Below are 17,271 nucleotides of genomic sequence, written 5' to 3'. Positions count from 1 at the left end.
GAAGCAACGAATCTTATGAAGCAACGTAAATTTAACGTTCTCCTGTTGGTGTTCGGCTTGCTGGGCGCTGTAGTAGGCTTCATCTTGGGAGAGCTTATTCTTCACAAATTGATAGGCCACTGGCCACATATCATCGTGATCGGGCTGTATTTTGGCATCATGGCGCTGTGCATTGGTCTAGGTTGTCTTATCGGCGAACTGATTTCGCCACAGTTAAATGGGCATTCATGGCGACAACGATACTCCGGATTGTCCTGGAAATTACTAGTACCTGCTACACTCGTCATGTTGTTCGTGGCAGGTCTGCTATTAGAACTAGGTTATCAGGTTAACCCTGAAGGGCGCAAGAGTGTACAGGACCTCGTGCTTGTGATTGATAATTCTGGGAGTATGCAGCAAACAGATCCCGATAATGAACGCCTAACGGCTGCCAAGAGTCTAATTGGGCAAATGGATGGTGATAAGCGCGTAGCCATTGTTTCATTTGAATCCACTGCGCAGTTGGTGCAGCCATTTACTCCCGTTGGCACAGACGCAGAGAAGCAAGCGGTTTATTCCAAAATCGATAGTATGCAGACTATAATGTCAGCCGGTACAGACATTGGGCTTGCTCTGGACGAGACGATCAAGGAGATTGAAACCCAAGGCAATGCGGAAAAAGGTTCACTCGTTATTATGCTCTCTGACGGCTTTAGTGAACTGGATACTCAGACCGCATTGGCTCCTTACATTGCCCGCCAGATTCCGATTAATACGATCGGCCTGAAACTGGCAGAATCGGAAGGTATAGCTTTGTTGCAAAATATTGCCAGCCTAACGGGCGGAACTTATTCTAATGTAGCTAATGCCCAAGGACTTACTCAGGCGTTCGGTAAAATATATAACCAAATTGGTGATCGCACGCTGGTAACGGAGCGGACAGGTGAGTATGCCGACAGTCTGTATTTTGCCATTTATCGCGTAACGGCTCTGGTTATCATTGGGGTTCTATTAGGGTTGGCTCTTGGATTGATGTTTGATAACCGTTTTCTCGCGAGGAATTTCGCAATTGGTGGAGTTCCAGCCGGCTTGCTCGCTGGCTTGATTTTGGAAAGAGGGTTATCTGGCTCGCCTATAGGTGACTTGATGATACGTTTGCTGGCAGCGCTCATACTTGCGGCCCTTATTGCTGTCTTTTCGCTTGTTCTGCCGATTGCGGAAAATACTCGCCGATCTTCTGGTGGTGGGAGCCAGGGGGGACCGTCAGGCCACCGGAGAGGGACACCAGAAGGCCCGACGCGCAATCGACGCAACAGTGGGTTTTAGAACGGGAGGCGGGAACTTATGCAGTATAGGGATGCACAGCCCGATGATCCTGTGATTTCGGAGCTGAGCCACAAAATTGACGACAACCGGGTTGTGTTACGCTGGCAGTGGCCTGAAGGCGCAGCCGTGGTCTATATTGCCAAACAATCAGCTGATACAGGTGCGAATGGACAGAATGAAGCACCGACTTCTGAACTGAAGCTTTTTACACGCGAGGAATATAAGGCCGCTGGCAGCTATCGTGACCGAATTGAAGGCATTGGACGTGTGCGGTATACCGTGTATCCAGCTGTTCGGGAGGCTGGAGAAACCTTTGTAATCCGCCAGCAAGACGGAGCCAACCAACTGGAGTTGAGCACAGGTAGGGCTAAAATCAAATATGCGGTTCACCATAAAAAAAGCTGGTTTCGCAGCCGCAAAACAGTCCAGATTCAGGTGACAGCCGAAGTTCCTGTTCCGCAGGAGGCGCTTTGCTACGTGAAGAAGCGCGGTGGCTATCCGGCAGACCGGGACGATGGAACCTTGTATGCGTTCACGGCACCCTTTGCCGCAGGACGGAATGTTTTACCCTCTATTGAAGTGGGGGGAGATGAGTATGTGCGGCTGTTTTTTACGAACGGTCAGAAGTATGGCACGATATATGAATTAGTCCCTGAATGAAAGGAGGCCACAACCGATGAGTTTTCTTAGCAATTTATTCAGAAGAAAGCCACAGGCCGAGCCACGGCCGTTATTCTATGATATTGTGTGCCCTTATTGCTTTAGTAAATTTTCACCAGAGGAAGTGGTATTCCGTGCTTCTCATCACCGCGAAGATGATGAGGATTACGCTTTGGGTGAAGATGAGCTGTTGAACAAATATCGGGAGCGTTTTGGCTTGGATAGTGTGCATGATATGGAGGCCATTCTTCATCCCTATGATGTACCTGAGGAGCATCGCTTGTATTCAGATCATGTGCTGACAGGTCTGACGGACCGTTACGGTGAGCTGACGCGTCACCGACTGTGCCCACACTGCCATAACGAGCTGCCTGTAACCGCAGGCAAGGTGCCGAGTAATATCATTTCGATTATTGGAGCTTCACAGGCGGGGAAATCTGTATATATGACCTCCCTGATTCACACGCTGCAGCATGTGACGGCCGACCATTTTGACGCGGCTTGCATGCCGCTCAATGCAGAGATCAGCCGCAAGTTCCGCACGATGTATGAGGAACCACTGTTTGAACGTGGCGATCTGCTTACATCGACGCAAAAAGAAAAGATGCAGGAGCCTTTTATTTTCCAGTTTGTATTTAAGGATGAGGAAAAGCCACCACTGACTTTGGTATTTTTTGATGTAGCTGGTGAGGGGATGGTCGATCAGGACTATCTGGGACTGCATGGACAGCATATTAAAAATTCTGCGGGTATTCTTTTTATGGTCGATCCACTGCAAATCCGTTCTATCCGGGAACGTATTAAGATTAATCTTGGCGATAAGCCTGGTGAATGGGTCTCGCAATATGATGAGCCGCGTGATGTCGTACTTACGATGTTCGGTGACTTTATCGCATACCAGGAAAAAGGCAAGACGGACATTCCAACCGCTGTGGTCCTGACCAAAAGCGACATGCTTACTGCGCTGGCAGATGAAGAAGGCACGTATATCAAGACGAACAGCAATATTTTTAATCCAATGGAACATCGCAAATACATGGATTTGGATGAGTTCTCGAACATAGATGGCGAAGTTCGGCGCTTTATCGAGAAGGTGGATAAGCCGTTCAAGGGCACAATGGATGTATATTTTACAGATACAGCCTATTTCGCGGTTTCTGCTCTAGGTAGCAATCCGGTGGAGCAAAAGCTGCAAGGGTTGGTTAGTCCGATCCGTGTAGATGAGCCATTCATTTGGCTGCTATACAAGTTGAAGTACATCGAGGGGAGAGAATCACAGTGAGTTATCCTACCTCTCGTATGATACAGCAGCAGATGTACACACGGGAACGGCGTGGTATTTTCCGTTCTACCGAAGGCTTTGATACCGTGGCTAATTCCAAAGGACTGGATACTTCATTTATTAAAAAGGTGTTGCATCCTTTATGTGTGTATGATGCGCCTGCGGCATTGACAGCGCGTGGTGAGAAGCAGGAGAGTGGCTATCCGGAAGCTTTACATCTGGTACGGACAGAGTCCGGGGATGTAGTGCTCGGACGCAGTATTTATAAAGCAGCGGATTTCACTGGGCTGCGGAGCGCTTTTTTTACGCATAACTATGTGATTCCGGCCGGACATGGTGAGTCTCCATCTGATTATAAGCAGTGGCTGAACACTTCGTTTGTCGATACCTATGATATTGAGCAGGGAACGGAATTACCGGAATTAGAGCGTCTACCAGGTGGAAGTGTATTTCCCGCTGTTGACCCGTCTGCAGTACTGGCTCAATTGCAGCTGAGCGAAGAAGTGTTCAAGCAGCTCTTGTACGCAGTCATGATGTCAGCCGCGGGTCGCAAAAAGGTATATGTAGCGCTGAATGTGCCAGCAGAAGTGGTAGCATCCTCAGCCAAGCAACTGCTGGGTGTGTTGTACGCGGCACTGCCTTATGCATTTCGCAACAGACTCGGATTTCTTACATATGCGCAGGAACCGAACAGCAGAAAAGGCATTCACTTAATGTTCGTTGAGCCTTTCAGCTTGCGTCCCGGTGATCGGAATGTAGAAAAGGACTTTGTATTTGACCTCTCAAACAATAGTCGAATACTGAATGTGGATGCAGAGCAGGTGAAACAGCCTTATTTTGACTGGATTGTCCGTACGCTACTGAATGGCGGGGCTGCGGACGATTTTCTCAAATTTGCCGAGCAAATGCTGACAGGCATGGAGGCAGGACGTGAACTATTGCCCTCCAGCTATCATGAGCTCATTACGCTGTACAGAATTGAGCAGGGAGAGCGGTCATTATACAACGAGCAGCGAATCGCTGTATTACGAAGCTTGACTGATTATTTATCGCTATCTGATGCGTTACCACGTAAAATGTGGCTGAATGATCTGTTTCTTTCATTTTTTGATCATGAGTTTGATCGGGTGAAGGATGGACATATTCCGGATGTAGGGCTGGTCGATTGCTTCAAGGACTATTATAAAGTTCATGCACGCAGCAGCGAAAATCGGCTGGTGGAATATTTAATCCGTTCGCTAAACAATGCTTATACTGCCAGGAATACGGAAGCAGTCACATATATTTATCATACGATTGAAGAGAATCCGTCATTAGGCAAGGTCTATTTTACGAAAGTACTGGGTAATCCGGCACTCACCAAAATGCTGTTCATTCCCTACATGGACAGTCAGATGAAAAGAACGCCTGATGTAAAGGGCCTGTTGGCCGTGGTGCATGAATGGGGCAGTCGGTATATCGAAGTGTCGGCGAATGTCGATTTTCAGCTTTTGGCCGAATCTGCATTGATGGGCAAGCTACGTGCTGAGAGAAAGCCGGTAGAGGCTGTGGCTGCCATTCACCAACGCTTGCGTCAATGGGACAGTAGTTCTGCCGTAGGCACACTGTCCCCGCTGGAGCAATCCGGATTGACAGAACGCTTACAGGAAGCAGCGGATCGGTATTTGCTCACTGAAGTAGAGCTAAAAGAAATTTCACCTGATCAGGTCGTACAGATTCCGTTTTTCACACGACCCGATTTGGTGCAGTGGGTTGGAAAGTTGCCTGCTCCTCTCAAGGGACAAGCCGTGCGATTGATTGCGGCTTATGATTGGTTTAACACGGAGCACCCGGAACCATCGGTGCTAGACGGTCTGGAGCCAAGCGAAGTAGAAAAGGTGCAAGATTGGGCTTATGGTTGGCTGCCCCAGCAGCTTGCAGAAGGCCATTTTGCCCGTCTGTTGCCAGCTTTCTATCGTTCTGATGGTACTGGCGAGGGAATACTGGATTTTGCTCGCCTGGTCAGTTCGATCCGCAAATGGGCGAAGGATAACGATACGATGTACCGCTTTATCCGCTGGTCGGAGGAACACGCTGAGTTTGCTACTCCACGTGGTGGTTTTGAGCCAGCCTATCGGCGTGCGTTGCTTTTATTCTTCCAAAAGGAAGGACGAGAGGGACTGCATAAAAAGACGCTTTGGCGTCAATATTTTGAATCTGCTAAGCCTGTGTTTAAAAATTTCTATTTGGCAGCAAAACGTGAGACAGATACGCCTTTGGTCAAAACGCTTCGTCGTTTCCGCAAAGGCGGGGTGATTTCCGGGATCGTATTAATCATTATTGCAGGTACATTAGGCGGCCTGAAAGCAACTGGGGTAATTGGATCTGTGGACACACCAACGCCTGCCGCTGTTCCAAAGCCTGTACAACAGCCAGTAGAGCCTATAGTGCCGATAAAAGAGGAGCCTACTGCAATAGTGACACATGTACCTAATACCAAGTCCACTACGAAAATGGTCAAGCTGTTGTTTGCGTTTCAAACATCGGCAGAGCAGGCAGAATTTAAGCCTAAAAAACTCGTCATTGTCGGCGCGGATCAACAGGAGCACTCATACGAAAATTTTACGCTTGCTGAACAGAATGATAAGGAAGCAGCCAGTAAAGCTAACAATGGTTCGTCCGGTGACGTTAACACTGAGGGAGCTACCACCAAAAGCAAGACAGCAGACAGAGAATCCACAGGTGGTGGTTCTACAGATCTGAACGGTACATCCAGCGGAAAAACCGCTGATCAGACTGGAGCAGTGACAGACAACACAGACGGAGGCGCGACTTCAGAGATATCAACTGAGGGTAGCGGTATAGCAACTGATAAAACCACGACCAGCACGTCCGATAATGGTACAGGAATAACGGAATATGACCTCGACAAGTATCCTTATCGTACGTTGTTGACCATTTGGCAACGGCTAGAGCTAAATGATGCTAGCACGGTTACCGTTGATGGGAAAGATTATCCGCTAGTTCAAGTGAAAACTGCGGACTAAGCAACTATAGACAGTAAAAAGACGGGTTCCTTTCAGGGCCTGTTTTTTTGCTATGTATAAGTTTATATATAGAATGTATTCGTTATTTTGAAACTGACTGTATTTAGTAGACGATCATTTTACGAAGGTATTGACACCAAATAGGCGGCTGATTAAAATTAGTTGGAATTCAAACTATTAAAATTCGATAGATATGGAGGTTAGCAGTGAAATGGGAAGTGAGGTGTACCCCGTTTGTCTTCCATGGGAGGAAGAGAGCACGATGTATTTAATTAAATGGATTTTCACCACCGTCCGGCGTGAGATTGAAACAGCACTGCGCCCTTTGGGGCTTACCTCCCCACAATCGCAGACGCTCTATATACTGGCGATGTCGCCTGGAGTCACCAATACGGATTTGGAAAAGCTATTGCTTATTGATAAATCAAGTGTTACCAGCCTGGTTAACGGGATCGTTAAGAAAAACTGGGCAGTACGCCAAAGTCATCCGGAAGATGCGCGAATGAAGCAAATCTATTTGACCGAGGAAGGCTTGGAGATTCACAAGGTAGCCGAACGTACCATTGAGCAAATTAAAAGCTCCGTAGGCAAAACGTTATCTGTCGGAGAGTCAGAGGCGCTGCGCGGTTTGCTCAAAAAAATTCTTCACGATTACCGTCCTGCGAATACCTGCGTTTGAACGGATAAATAGAAAAATGTGCCCGGATGGGGAATCCATAAGCTATAAAAAGTCACCTAGATAAGGTGTTAACAGGAGAGGGAGAAACCAAATGATAAAAGAACAAACTTATCCCAATGCGGATAAGCTTATGCGTGTTTTGGCCTTCACACTTGTTTTTTCAGTGATGAACGCTTTTATGTTTAATGTAGTAATGCCTGTGATCCGGGAGGAATTTCATATTAGTGCCTCCGATGTAAGCTGGCTGCTGACGGGTTATATGATCGTGTATGCGGTTGGCTCGGTGACCTACGGTAAGCTGGCAGATAAGTATCGTCTCAAGGATTTGCTGACATTTGGGATTATCTTTTTTGCACTAGGCTCGCTTATTGGGCTGTTGGCCAATCAATTTTGGATGTTAATTGTAGCTCGTTTGCTCCAGGCCACAGGGGCTGCTGTTATTCCGGCAACTGCTATGATTGTTCCTGTTCGTTATTTCTCGGCTGAAAAAAGAGGGCGAGCTTTGGGCGTCACAGCAATCGGCTTAGCATTAGGCACTGCACTGGCTCCTATTATTTCTGGTTTGATTACAGGCTTTGCGAGCTGGCGTTTTCTGTTCGTCATTTCCATGCTGCCACTGATCGCTTTGCCGTTCTTTCGCAAATACTTGGACGATCAGCGAGGAGAGGATCAGAAGTTTGATTTTCTGGGTGGATTATTGCTGGGTGGAACAGTGGCCTTCTTGTTGCTTTCCATTTCACAAGCCAATATGATATTTTTTCTGATCGGTGTGGTTTTATTTGGACTGTTTATATGGCGCATTAATACTGCCCACGATCCGTTCATCCAGCCGAAGCTGTTCCGTAACAAGCAATATTCATATGGGCTTCTTATCGCTTTTTTAGGGACGGGGATTAGCTTTGGATTGCCTTACTTGGCACCACAGTTTCTGAATAGTCTCAACCAGCTTACACCAGCAACGATTGGACTGATTATGTTTCCCGCTGCTATTGCGTCAGCTCTATTAGGAAAAAAAGGGGGGCGCTTGGCCGATAGCAAAGGGAATTCAGTTCTGGTGTATACAGCCGTATCGCTATTATTTATTTGCTTTATCAGCTTGTCCACGTTTGTAGGTGCGTCTCCGTATCTGATTTTGTTTTTGCTTATTTTCGGGAATGTAGGTCAGACCTTTATGCAGATTGCCATGTCCAACACAATTTCTCGTACTTTGTCGAAAGATCAGATTGGTGTTGGAATGGGGCTGCTATCTCTGTTGAATTTCATTGCCGGGGCGATCACAACAAGTGTTTTGGGCAAAACGTTAGATAGTTCCTCGTCCTTTCATTTGAATCCTGTTGTATCTAATGTCCAGGTGTTCAATTTTAGCAATATATTTACGGTGCTTGCGCTGATTGCACTTGTGACGATGGGGCTTTATGCGTTGCAGTTCCGGCGAGGGGCACGTGGCAGTAAGCCTGCTGTCGAATAAGGATAAACATTTTATGTAAGCTCATGCCATAACAAGGGTATAATATAGAAGGAGAAATTTTCTACGGAAGGATGGAGTGCCCAGCATGACAAGAAACCTTCAATATGTACCCTATGGTTATGAACCACCAATCGAAACGCACAAAGGGACTATGGTCTACTATGATACGTTTGAGCAGACTACAGCCAGTGAGCTGGAGCTTTTTGCCGAAACGGGGGCTGCACTATCTTTTACAAAGCTAGTGCTGTATCCACTACATGAAGAAACCGTCAGAAGAATGTGGAAGCAGCCAGTACGCTCGTATTATAAGCGGGTCGACGAGCTGGGAGAGTGGCAGCGAGAGCAGGCTTTGAGTGCTGTTGTGATTGAGAACTGGGAAGGTAAGCGAAAAAAGTATACGCCGATTGAAGCAGCCATTCGTTTTTTGGCGGAAAAGTATGCAACTCCGCTTTTTTTGTATATGAGTCCTGAAACTGCTAATTTGTGCGCTTCCTATGCATCCTTTGGAGAATGGATTAGAAACGTCAGGTTGGTGCTTTCGAGTGAACCCTTGGAACTTCATCCTAAGCTAGTACAGTACCGTAATCGCTGGAACACGGTAAAAGAAGCAACAAACCGCGACTCCAAGGTTGACAAAGAGGAGCATGAATTATAGAATAGAACTAATCGTAAAAATTACTATTGTAATTGTATACCATGTATTCCAATTGAGGAGGAAGAACAAATGCGCGTTATTGTTACCTTGGCATGCACCGAATCCGGTGATCGCAACTATACAACAACCAAGAACAAAAGAAATCATCCGGAGCGTATTGAAATGAGAAAATACTCTCCGCGTTTGAAAAAGTACACGATTCATCGTGAAACTAGATAATTTGAGGTTTGCTGCATAGCAACCTGAATGATTCTGCTTCGTGAGCGGAGCCTGTTAAGTTTGCATAAAGCCTGCGTTATGGAACCGGCGAAAACTTGAATTAGTCCAGTGGACAGAGTGTCCAAAGTTAAAGCTAGCACCTAAGAGGATGGCTTCTTTTCATGGTTGTTTGATAGATGCTAAGCTACATGGCACGCTTTGCCTTTTGAATCGAAAGCACGTGGCCACCGAGTTCTCCTATGCTGATGTCAGCATGCAGGACGAGCCGGAGAACCATTCACAATATGCTTATATAACGATGGAGGCTAACGAAAGATACGGAGCGTTCGTGTAATGGGCGATGCGATATATACGGCATCGTTCGCTTGTCGTTTACGACCTTGAGCGCAACTGTTACGATCTGTCGTCTTTTTTTCTGAGACATAACCGCTCTTTTTGCTAACTGATAGAGCATTGCTGCAGTGCGTTTGAGTTTGAAACTAAAACTACATGAAAGATTAGGTGAAACAAATGAAAAAAGATATTCATCCAACATTGAATAAAGTTATCTTTTTAGACCCTAGCTGTGGATTCTCTTTCCTGAGTGCTTCCACTAAGTATTCGCAAGAAACGATGGAATGGGAAGATGGCAACACATACCCAGTTATCCGTGTAGATACTAGCTCCGCTTCCCACCCATTCTTCACTGGTAAACAAAGAAACGTGGATATCGGTGGACGTGTGGATCGCTTTAACAAAAAATACAACCTTAAGTAAGACTCTTCGAAAGCTAGGTTTACGGATTATGTTGATAATTCGTAAACCTAGCTTTTTTGTTATCTACGGACTAATTACGTCCGAAAACAATGCGAATAACAAATGTATTTTGCGCCTCAAATGTAACACTCTTTTACTAGCTTTAAGTAAGCTTAATCAAGTAACCCGATTTGTCATTGCCATGTGGATCACTTCTCCTCTGGAAAAAGCCGTAGATCGCATCACGCACGTTTTGCTCAAACTGCACGTTGTTCCAATCCCAACACTGTTAATCGGTACCGCTTATCCTGATTGTTTGATAACATGCTCATTTTGCAAGTGCCAAAGTGTAATAAGAACATGAAAGCAGCAGTTTTCCCGGAACGGTACGAGAAGCTGCTGCTTTCCAATGTAAAATGAACGCGCACAATTGTCGACAATGCTAATCTTGGCAAACTAATCATTTTATAACGTAATTCTATACTTCGAATAAGATTGTCTTACTTAAAAATAATCGCAGGTATCTAGCCTGCGATTATTTTGTATAGAAAAAGAGTCGTGGTTAAGAGAGGATTTCGATAAATCACACGCGGAAATGAGTTATTTGAAGAATAGTATTGGGGACTTAATGCAACTAGCATCATTATAATAACTTTTGTTCAGAATTGGTTCAGAGCTTTCGTATATATTAATTGAAACGACATAAATCACTTTTTTTCGACAAATATATGAATAAAAATTAATATAAACGCATTATTTATCGATAAATTCAGTGAACAGGCTTATTAATTTTGAATTATGTAAAAACATTTCGAAGATCGAATAGGATCGTTTTACTCAAAAGTAAAATTAGGAGGTACAACCATTGAAGGTTTATTCACTTAAGTGGGCAGCCGCTCTTGTTGCTCTTCAGGCGACGTTTGGTACTTCTGCTTACGCTGCAACGCCTGCCGATAATTTGTTTTCAGATACATCCTATGTGACGAGTGATAAAATGGCAGTCATCCAAGAAGCTGTACGCCAGGGGCTTTTATCGGGAGATCCTCAAGGAACCTTTCGCCCTGCAGCAACATTAACTCGTCAGGAACTGGCAGTATTATTGGTCAGAGCTTTAAAATTGGACCCTGTTTCGAGTTCTTCTACTTTTAAAGATGTGCAAAGTAAACAATTTGCTACGCCATATATAGAGGCCGCACAAAAAGCTGGATTTCTATCCGGGGATGGATTAGGGAATTTCCGTCCGAACGATCCTGTTACACGTGAAGAGCTGGCAGCCGTGTTTGTTCGTGCAGTTGGAGGGGGTAATGCAGAGGGCGGATCAAGCATTTTGCCCAAAGATCAGTCCTTGGTAAGCCAATGGGCGGCTGGATCGGTAGATACGGCACTTCGTCTGGGCTTAATTGACATTCATGACAGCAAGCTCAATCCCACAGGTGAAGTAAAAAGGGAGGATATTGCTCCTTTTCTCTTGGATATTTTCAAAACTCAAGAGCAAACAGCTACGATCAATAGCATTGATGGAGACATTGTAACGATCGATAATGTTCCTTATTTAATAGAAGGAAAGTTGAAAGAGTTGATCGGAAACTCCAATAAAGATGCGTTAAAAGGAGCTATATTAAAGTTTAATTCGCGCAATCGTAATGTGGACGGGCTGCAACAATTGGAGATCGTACAAAAAGATGTTGTGCTAAACACTGATGGTCTGCCGGAGAGCAGCCTGCTTCGAATTTCAGGTGATGGTGTTCAGATTAAAGGGGATATCCAAGGAGCAATCGAGCTTAATGACGGTGTTTCTAATATCCAGCTGAATGGCAACGTAAACCATCTTACTGTGAATTCTGGCAATGGTATTTCTATTAAAGGAACTGGAACAATTGCGGAGCTTCAAGTTGCCAATACGAACGCTAAAGTGACATTGAATCCGAATTTTAAAGTTGAAACGATTAAGCTGCCTAAAGATGCATCCGTTTCACAAGTTATCCAAAATTACAACGAAGTACAAAAGCAGATTGGACAAATTCAGTTGACTGACGGAACGGTTCAAGAACCGACTACAGTTACGTCGAGCAGCGTGACATTTTCCTCTGGAGGTGGAAGTTCAACAAAATCAGTGACTAACCATGCGCCAGGCGTTACTACTGGGTTTACTGACACTACGTTAAGTACAGCAGATGAGCCTAAAAAGGTTAATCTGGCAAATAGTTTTACTGATGCTGATGGAGACACTCTGACTTACACAGCAGAGTCTTCTGCCACGAACGTAGCGACGGTAGCAGTGAATGGAAGTCAGCTGACTCTCACACCGGTGAGTGCAGGAACAACCAAGGTCACGATTACGGCGAACGACGGCAAGGGCGGGACCATAAACAGCCAGTTCAACGTGACAATCACACCGGTGATTCCCGAAGTCGTGAACCATGCGCCGAAGGTGGAAACGTCGATCAGCAATGTAACGACAGGAGTCGCAGACGGCATCAAGGCCGTGAGCTTTGCAGATGTGTTCGCAGATGAAGACAGCGACGCGCTGACATTCACTGCAACTTCGACGAATGCGGGCGTGGTGACAGTAGCGGTAAACGGAAGCGATCTGAAAATAACGCCAGTGAACGCCGGTACAGCCACGATTACGGTAACGGCAGATGACGGAAACGGCGGCACAGTGGATACGCAGTTCAACGTGACAATCACACCGGTGATTCCCGAAGTCGTGAACCATGCGCCGACGGTGGAAACGTCGATCAGCAATGTAACGACAGGAGTCGCAGACGGCATCAAGACGGTGAGTCTTGCAAGTGTGTTCGCAGATGAAGACAGCGACGCGCTGACATTCACTGCAACCACAACAGATACGGGCGTAGTGACAGTAGCGGTAAACGGAAGCGATCTGAAAATAACGCCAGTGAACGCCGGTACAGCCACGATTACGGTAACGGCAGATGACGGAAACGGCGGCACAGTGGATACGCAGTTCAACGTGACGATCACACCGGTGATTCCGGAAGCTGTGAACCATGCGCCGACGGTGGAAACGTCGATCAGCAATGTAACGACAGGAGCCGCAGACGGAGTTAAGACGGTGAGTCTTGCAAGTGTGTTCGCAGATGAAGATAGCGACGCGCTGACATACACCGCAACTTCGACGAATGCGGGCGTGGCGACAGTAGCGGTAAACGGAAGCGATCTGAAAATAACGCCAGTGAACGCGGGTACAGCCACGATTACGGTAACGGCAAATGACGGAAACGGCGGCACAGTGGATACGAATTTCACTCTAACGGTGACTCCTCCACCCGCTGTTAATCACGCTCCTGTTGTTCAAAGCACGATTAATGATATTTCTACAGAAGCAGGTGCTATGGACACAACTATTGGACTTGCTTCAACTTTTGCGGATGAAGATTTGGACTCGCTAACGTATTCCGCTGATTCATCGGACCCTGGCGTAGCAACGGTTTCCGTTACAGGCGATCAACTGATTATTACTCCGCTAGCAGTCGGGAGTGCTACAGTAACAGTCACCGCAGATGATGGAAAGGGGGGAACCGTTCAAACGATCTTCCAAGTCACTGTTGGAGAAAAGAAAGGACTTTTCTTCTCCGAGTTGGCATGGGGGGAGGGCGACCCTATGATGCAGATTATTGAGCTTTATAATGCGGGTTCAGAGAGATTGGATGCTTCAAAAATTAGAATTGAACGTAGTGGCGGTGCAGATCCGATCGAAATAAGTCAAGACGCTGGTGCTTTTATTCAAGGTAAAGCTACTTTTGTGATAGGAGAAACCATGTTTTTTGGTGATGTGTATGTAGATTACTCCACGGGTATGGAATTTTATAACGATGATTTAGCACCTGTCACTTTATCACTCTATTACGATAATCAGTTGATTGATACGGCGGTGTTTCAGCCTCATACCACTATAGCTAGACAATCCGATGTTACCCATGGAAATGCAGGCCACTACGAGGCGAGTGAATGGTTTGATGAAGGAATCGATTATACGGATAATATCGGTATCTTTAGCAGCGAGGCGCCATAATGAATAAAAAGAATAGAGGGAACATCATGAGTTCTAAACCTAATAAATGGCTGATTACATTAGCTTTGGCTGCACTTGTTGCTCCAACAGCCTTGCAGACGATTGCATCTGCTGCCAGTGATGCATCAAACGGAGCAGCTCTGGCCAGCCTGCCTTTTAAAGACATCAATAATGTTGCTTCTAAGCAAAAGACAAGCATCCTCCAAGCCATTGAAGCTGGGCTTCTGCGTGGAGGCCCATCCGGATCTTATCGGCCAACGGATTTGTTGACTCGTCAAGAAATGGCGGTTCTATTAACTCAAGCTCTGCAACTCTCTATTTCTAAAGCAGCAACCAGCAGCTTTGCGGATGTAGACTCGAAAAGTTGGTCGAGTCCCTATATTGAGGCTGTACACCGTGCAGGACTCATGAATGGAGACGACGGTAACAAATTCAGACCCAAAGCGGTAGTGACCAGAGAGGAGGCGGCAGTACTGCTTATGCGGGCCGCCGGGCTTCCTATCGCAGCTGACGCCACGGAGTCTGCTAAACTTACTGATTGGAATCGGGTTAGCCCGTGGGCACGGCCTTACGTAAATACGGCTTTACAGTCGGGTTCCATGGAGACGGATCAATCCGCTTTCAAACCTAAATCGTCTGTTCAACGTCAAGATATAGCCCAGTATATGATGTCTACCTTTTTCCCTAAGGACCATGTTGTCCAACTCCAAAAAGTGGAGGATGGAAAGGCTTGGATTAACGGGATTGAATATAAACTTTCGGATTCAGTTAAAGGAATCTTGCAAACCTCTAACCAGGAGATTCTCAAAGGAGCAGATATTCAATTTGTAGCATCACAGCGGACCATTGAATCGATCACCAAACTAGTCATCCATGCGAGCGGGCAAGCCCCGATAGGGCAAGCTTCCGAATTCAGTGGTAATCTTGTATTAGATGGTCATAACTCTACGATTGACGGAGACTTAACTATTGACGGTGATTACATTTCAGTTATGAATTTGAATGTCAAAAATAGCTTTACAGTTACGTCAAGCCTTGGACATGATTTCTATGCCTCTAAATTTACGGTACAAGGAAAAACATATATTCAGGGTGGTGACCAGAACACCGTATTATTTGATGCATCTGAGCTGAAGGATGTCGAGGTCTCCAAACAGGATGTCCACGTTGTCATTCAAGGAAATTCGACGGTGGATCAAATGACATTGACTTCCAATGCAACGATTGAAAATGATTCATCCTCAACGATACAGCATTTGAATGTTCTTGCTGGTGCCCAGCAGGTAGAGTTGCAGGGGACTATTCAGCAAATGTCGGTCAACAGCGATCAGTCCGTAGCTCTGACAGGCAAGGCCTCCATTAATACATTGGCTGTGAACAGTTCCACCCCGGTCAGTCTGGAGGTAGCTGGAACTATTTCAAATTTACAAGTAAATAACTCTGCAGCAAATATTAGTGTAAGCTCCTCCAGCCAAGTCACGAATACTTCATTTGCAGCAGGTGTGTCCTCTTCGACGGTATCAGGAGTCACTACAACTTCTTCTGGCAGCTCGCGTTCTACGGTTGTGACCAATACAGCGCCGAAGTTAGTGACCAAATATGACGATCAGGCCGTAACTGTGGGCGATTCTGAACTTCAAATTGACTTGCTTGGTCATTTTACGGACGAGGAGCAGTCCGAGCTCAAATATACGGCAGTGTCGTCTAGTACAAAAATCAGTACAGTTCGAGTAGAGGGAACAAATCTATTTATTAAGGCTGTTGGCAAAGGGACTGCAACCATTACGATTGCCGCCGATGACCAGGCCGGGAAAAAAGCGGGAACGAATTTCAAAGTTCGTGTCAATGAATCTCCTGTTTCATCGGGTATCCCTGATCAAAGCAAGCAGTTGGGGAGCGGCGACGTAAACTTATCTTTGGGATCGTTTTTTACGGATTCTGAAAATGATCCCATGACCTATGAGGTTGCGATCGATGATCCTTCCATTGCCACCTTTACCCTGACTGGTGATCAATTGGTATTAACTCCGGCAACTGTAGGACATGCCCAAGTTACCGTCAAGGCATCCGATGGTCGTGGAGGCAGCGCAAGCCAGTCGTTTCAATTGGCGGTAACTGCAGTACCTAATCAAAATCCGGTTGTAAATCAGAAGCCAGGCAACCAAACGCTTACTGTTGGCGATGCGGACTACATCCTGGATTTATCCCCGGTATTCCTTGATCCGGATAGCAATCCGCTAACCATATCGGCAGAATCCTCGGATCCATCTATTGCGACGGTCTCTGTTAACGGAAACCAGGCTACGGTTCATGCGGTTTCCTCAGGAACAGCAAACATCCAGCTAAAAGTGGCAAATGGCCTTGGAGGCGAGGTTAAGGCCAATTTTGATATTACCGTTAATGAACCTCCGGCATCCTTGGGAATTCCGGATCAAACGAAACAAATCAATTCAGGCGACATTCAATTATCTTTAAACAACTTCTTTACCGACCATGAGCAGGATACGTTATCATACAGCATTGATATTTCCGATTCTTCGGTTGCGACTGCAGTGTTGAATGGGGACACGCTTACCATTACACCATTAAAGATTGGCAGCACAGCAGTATCCGTTAAAGCATCTGATGGCCATGGAGGCAGCATAAGCCAGTCATTCCAAATGGAAGTAACCGCTGTTCCTAACCAAAAACCGGTTATAGATCAGAAGCCTGATAATCAGACACTGATTTTAGGCAATGCAGATTATATCCTGGATTTATCTTCTGTATTCCACGATCCCGATGGCGATCCTGTGGATGTTTCGGTAGAATCGTCGAATTCATCAGTTGCTGCTGTATCCGTTAACGGAAACCAAGTCACCGTCCATGCAATTTCTTCAGGAACAGCAACGATTCAGCTTAAAGCAGAAGATGGTCGCGGGGGCGAGGTCACTACTGATTTTGATGTTACTGTCAATGAATCCCCAGTTTCGTCAGGGATTCCGGACCAGATAAAAGAAATAAATACAGGCGATATTCAATTGTCCTTAAACGATTTCTTTTCCAGTCCTGATAGCGATATTTTAACTTACGATGTTAGTGTTTCTGACTCGACTGTTGTGACGGCTGACGTTTATGGGGATATGCTCACTCTTACACCGTTAACGATCGGTAGCACATTAGTATCGATCAAAGCAACAGGTGACCGGGGAGGGCAAGTGATC

Annotated in this window: 11 protein-coding genes (1 of these 11 only partly in view); all 11 read left to right on the top strand. The window is 46.0% G+C overall.

Going from position 1 to position 17,271, the window contains the following annotated elements; translation table 11 throughout:
• Positions 1-15 precede the first annotated feature (15 nt).
• A complete protein-coding gene (locus ACXHJ1_RS20960; protein ID WP_107734152.1) occupies positions 16-1,305 on the top strand; it encodes a vWA domain-containing protein in 1,290 nt (429 codons plus the stop codon).
• An 18-nt stretch (positions 1,306-1,323) separates the two neighbouring features.
• Positions 1,324-1,965 (top strand): beta-mannanase, encoded by a 642-nt coding sequence (locus ACXHJ1_RS20955; protein ID WP_107734151.1) that lies wholly within the window; start codon positions 1,324-1,326, stop codon positions 1,963-1,965.
• A 16-nt stretch (positions 1,966-1,981) separates the two neighbouring features.
• Positions 1,982-3,247, top strand: coding sequence for a TRAFAC clade GTPase domain-containing protein (locus tag ACXHJ1_RS20950; protein ID WP_017428407.1), 1,266 nt, complete (start codon positions 1,982-1,984; stop codon positions 3,245-3,247).
• Positions 3,244-6,273: a GAP1-N2 domain-containing protein gene (locus tag ACXHJ1_RS20945; RefSeq protein WP_457905169.1), complete on the top strand. Its 3,030-nt coding sequence runs from the start codon at positions 3,244-3,246 to the stop codon at positions 6,271-6,273. The genes ACXHJ1_RS20950 and ACXHJ1_RS20945 overlap by 4 nt, the downstream gene beginning before the upstream one ends.
• 211 nt (positions 6,274-6,484) lie before the next feature.
• Positions 6,485-6,952, top strand: a complete 468-nt coding sequence (locus ACXHJ1_RS20940; RefSeq protein WP_016821155.1) for a MarR family winged helix-turn-helix transcriptional regulator — start codon at positions 6,485-6,487, stop codon at positions 6,950-6,952.
• Between the two features lie 91 nt (positions 6,953-7,043).
• Complete coding sequence (locus ACXHJ1_RS20935) at positions 7,044-8,420, top strand: MFS transporter (protein ID WP_457905168.1); 1,377 nt, start codon at positions 7,044-7,046, stop codon at positions 8,418-8,420.
• Between the two features lie 85 nt (positions 8,421-8,505).
• Positions 8,506-9,075 carry a hypothetical protein gene (locus tag ACXHJ1_RS20930; RefSeq protein WP_107734148.1) on the top strand — a complete coding sequence of 190 codons (570 nt, stop codon included), beginning with the start codon at positions 8,506-8,508 and terminating at the stop codon, positions 9,073-9,075.
• A gap of 69 nt (positions 9,076-9,144) precedes the next feature.
• Positions 9,145-9,294, top strand: a complete 150-nt coding sequence (gene rpmG / locus ACXHJ1_RS20925) for a 50S ribosomal protein L33 (RefSeq protein WP_013370941.1) — start codon at positions 9,145-9,147, stop codon at positions 9,292-9,294.
• A gap of 510 nt (positions 9,295-9,804) precedes the next feature.
• Positions 9,805-10,050, top strand: a complete 246-nt coding sequence (locus ACXHJ1_RS20920) for a type B 50S ribosomal protein L31 (protein ID WP_016821159.1) — start codon at positions 9,805-9,807, stop codon at positions 10,048-10,050.
• 844 nt (positions 10,051-10,894) lie between these two features.
• Complete coding sequence (locus ACXHJ1_RS20915; RefSeq protein WP_457905167.1) at positions 10,895-14,068, top strand: Ig-like domain-containing protein; 3,174 nt, start codon at positions 10,895-10,897, stop codon at positions 14,066-14,068.
• 26 nt (positions 14,069-14,094) lie between these two features.
• A protein-coding gene (locus tag ACXHJ1_RS20910) for an S-layer homology domain-containing protein (RefSeq protein ID WP_457905166.1) crosses the window boundary here: on the top strand, positions 14,095-17,271 show its 5' portion. It continues 1,383 nt past the right edge of the window; 3,177 of the gene's 4,560 nt are visible here — the first part of the coding sequence; its start codon is at positions 14,095-14,097; its stop codon lies off the right edge, out of view.

This window comes from Paenibacillus sp. ALE2 (assembly GCF_054113385.1).
Note: the sequence above shows the minus strand (reverse complement) of the source record. Positions and strands in the feature narration are given on the sequence as shown.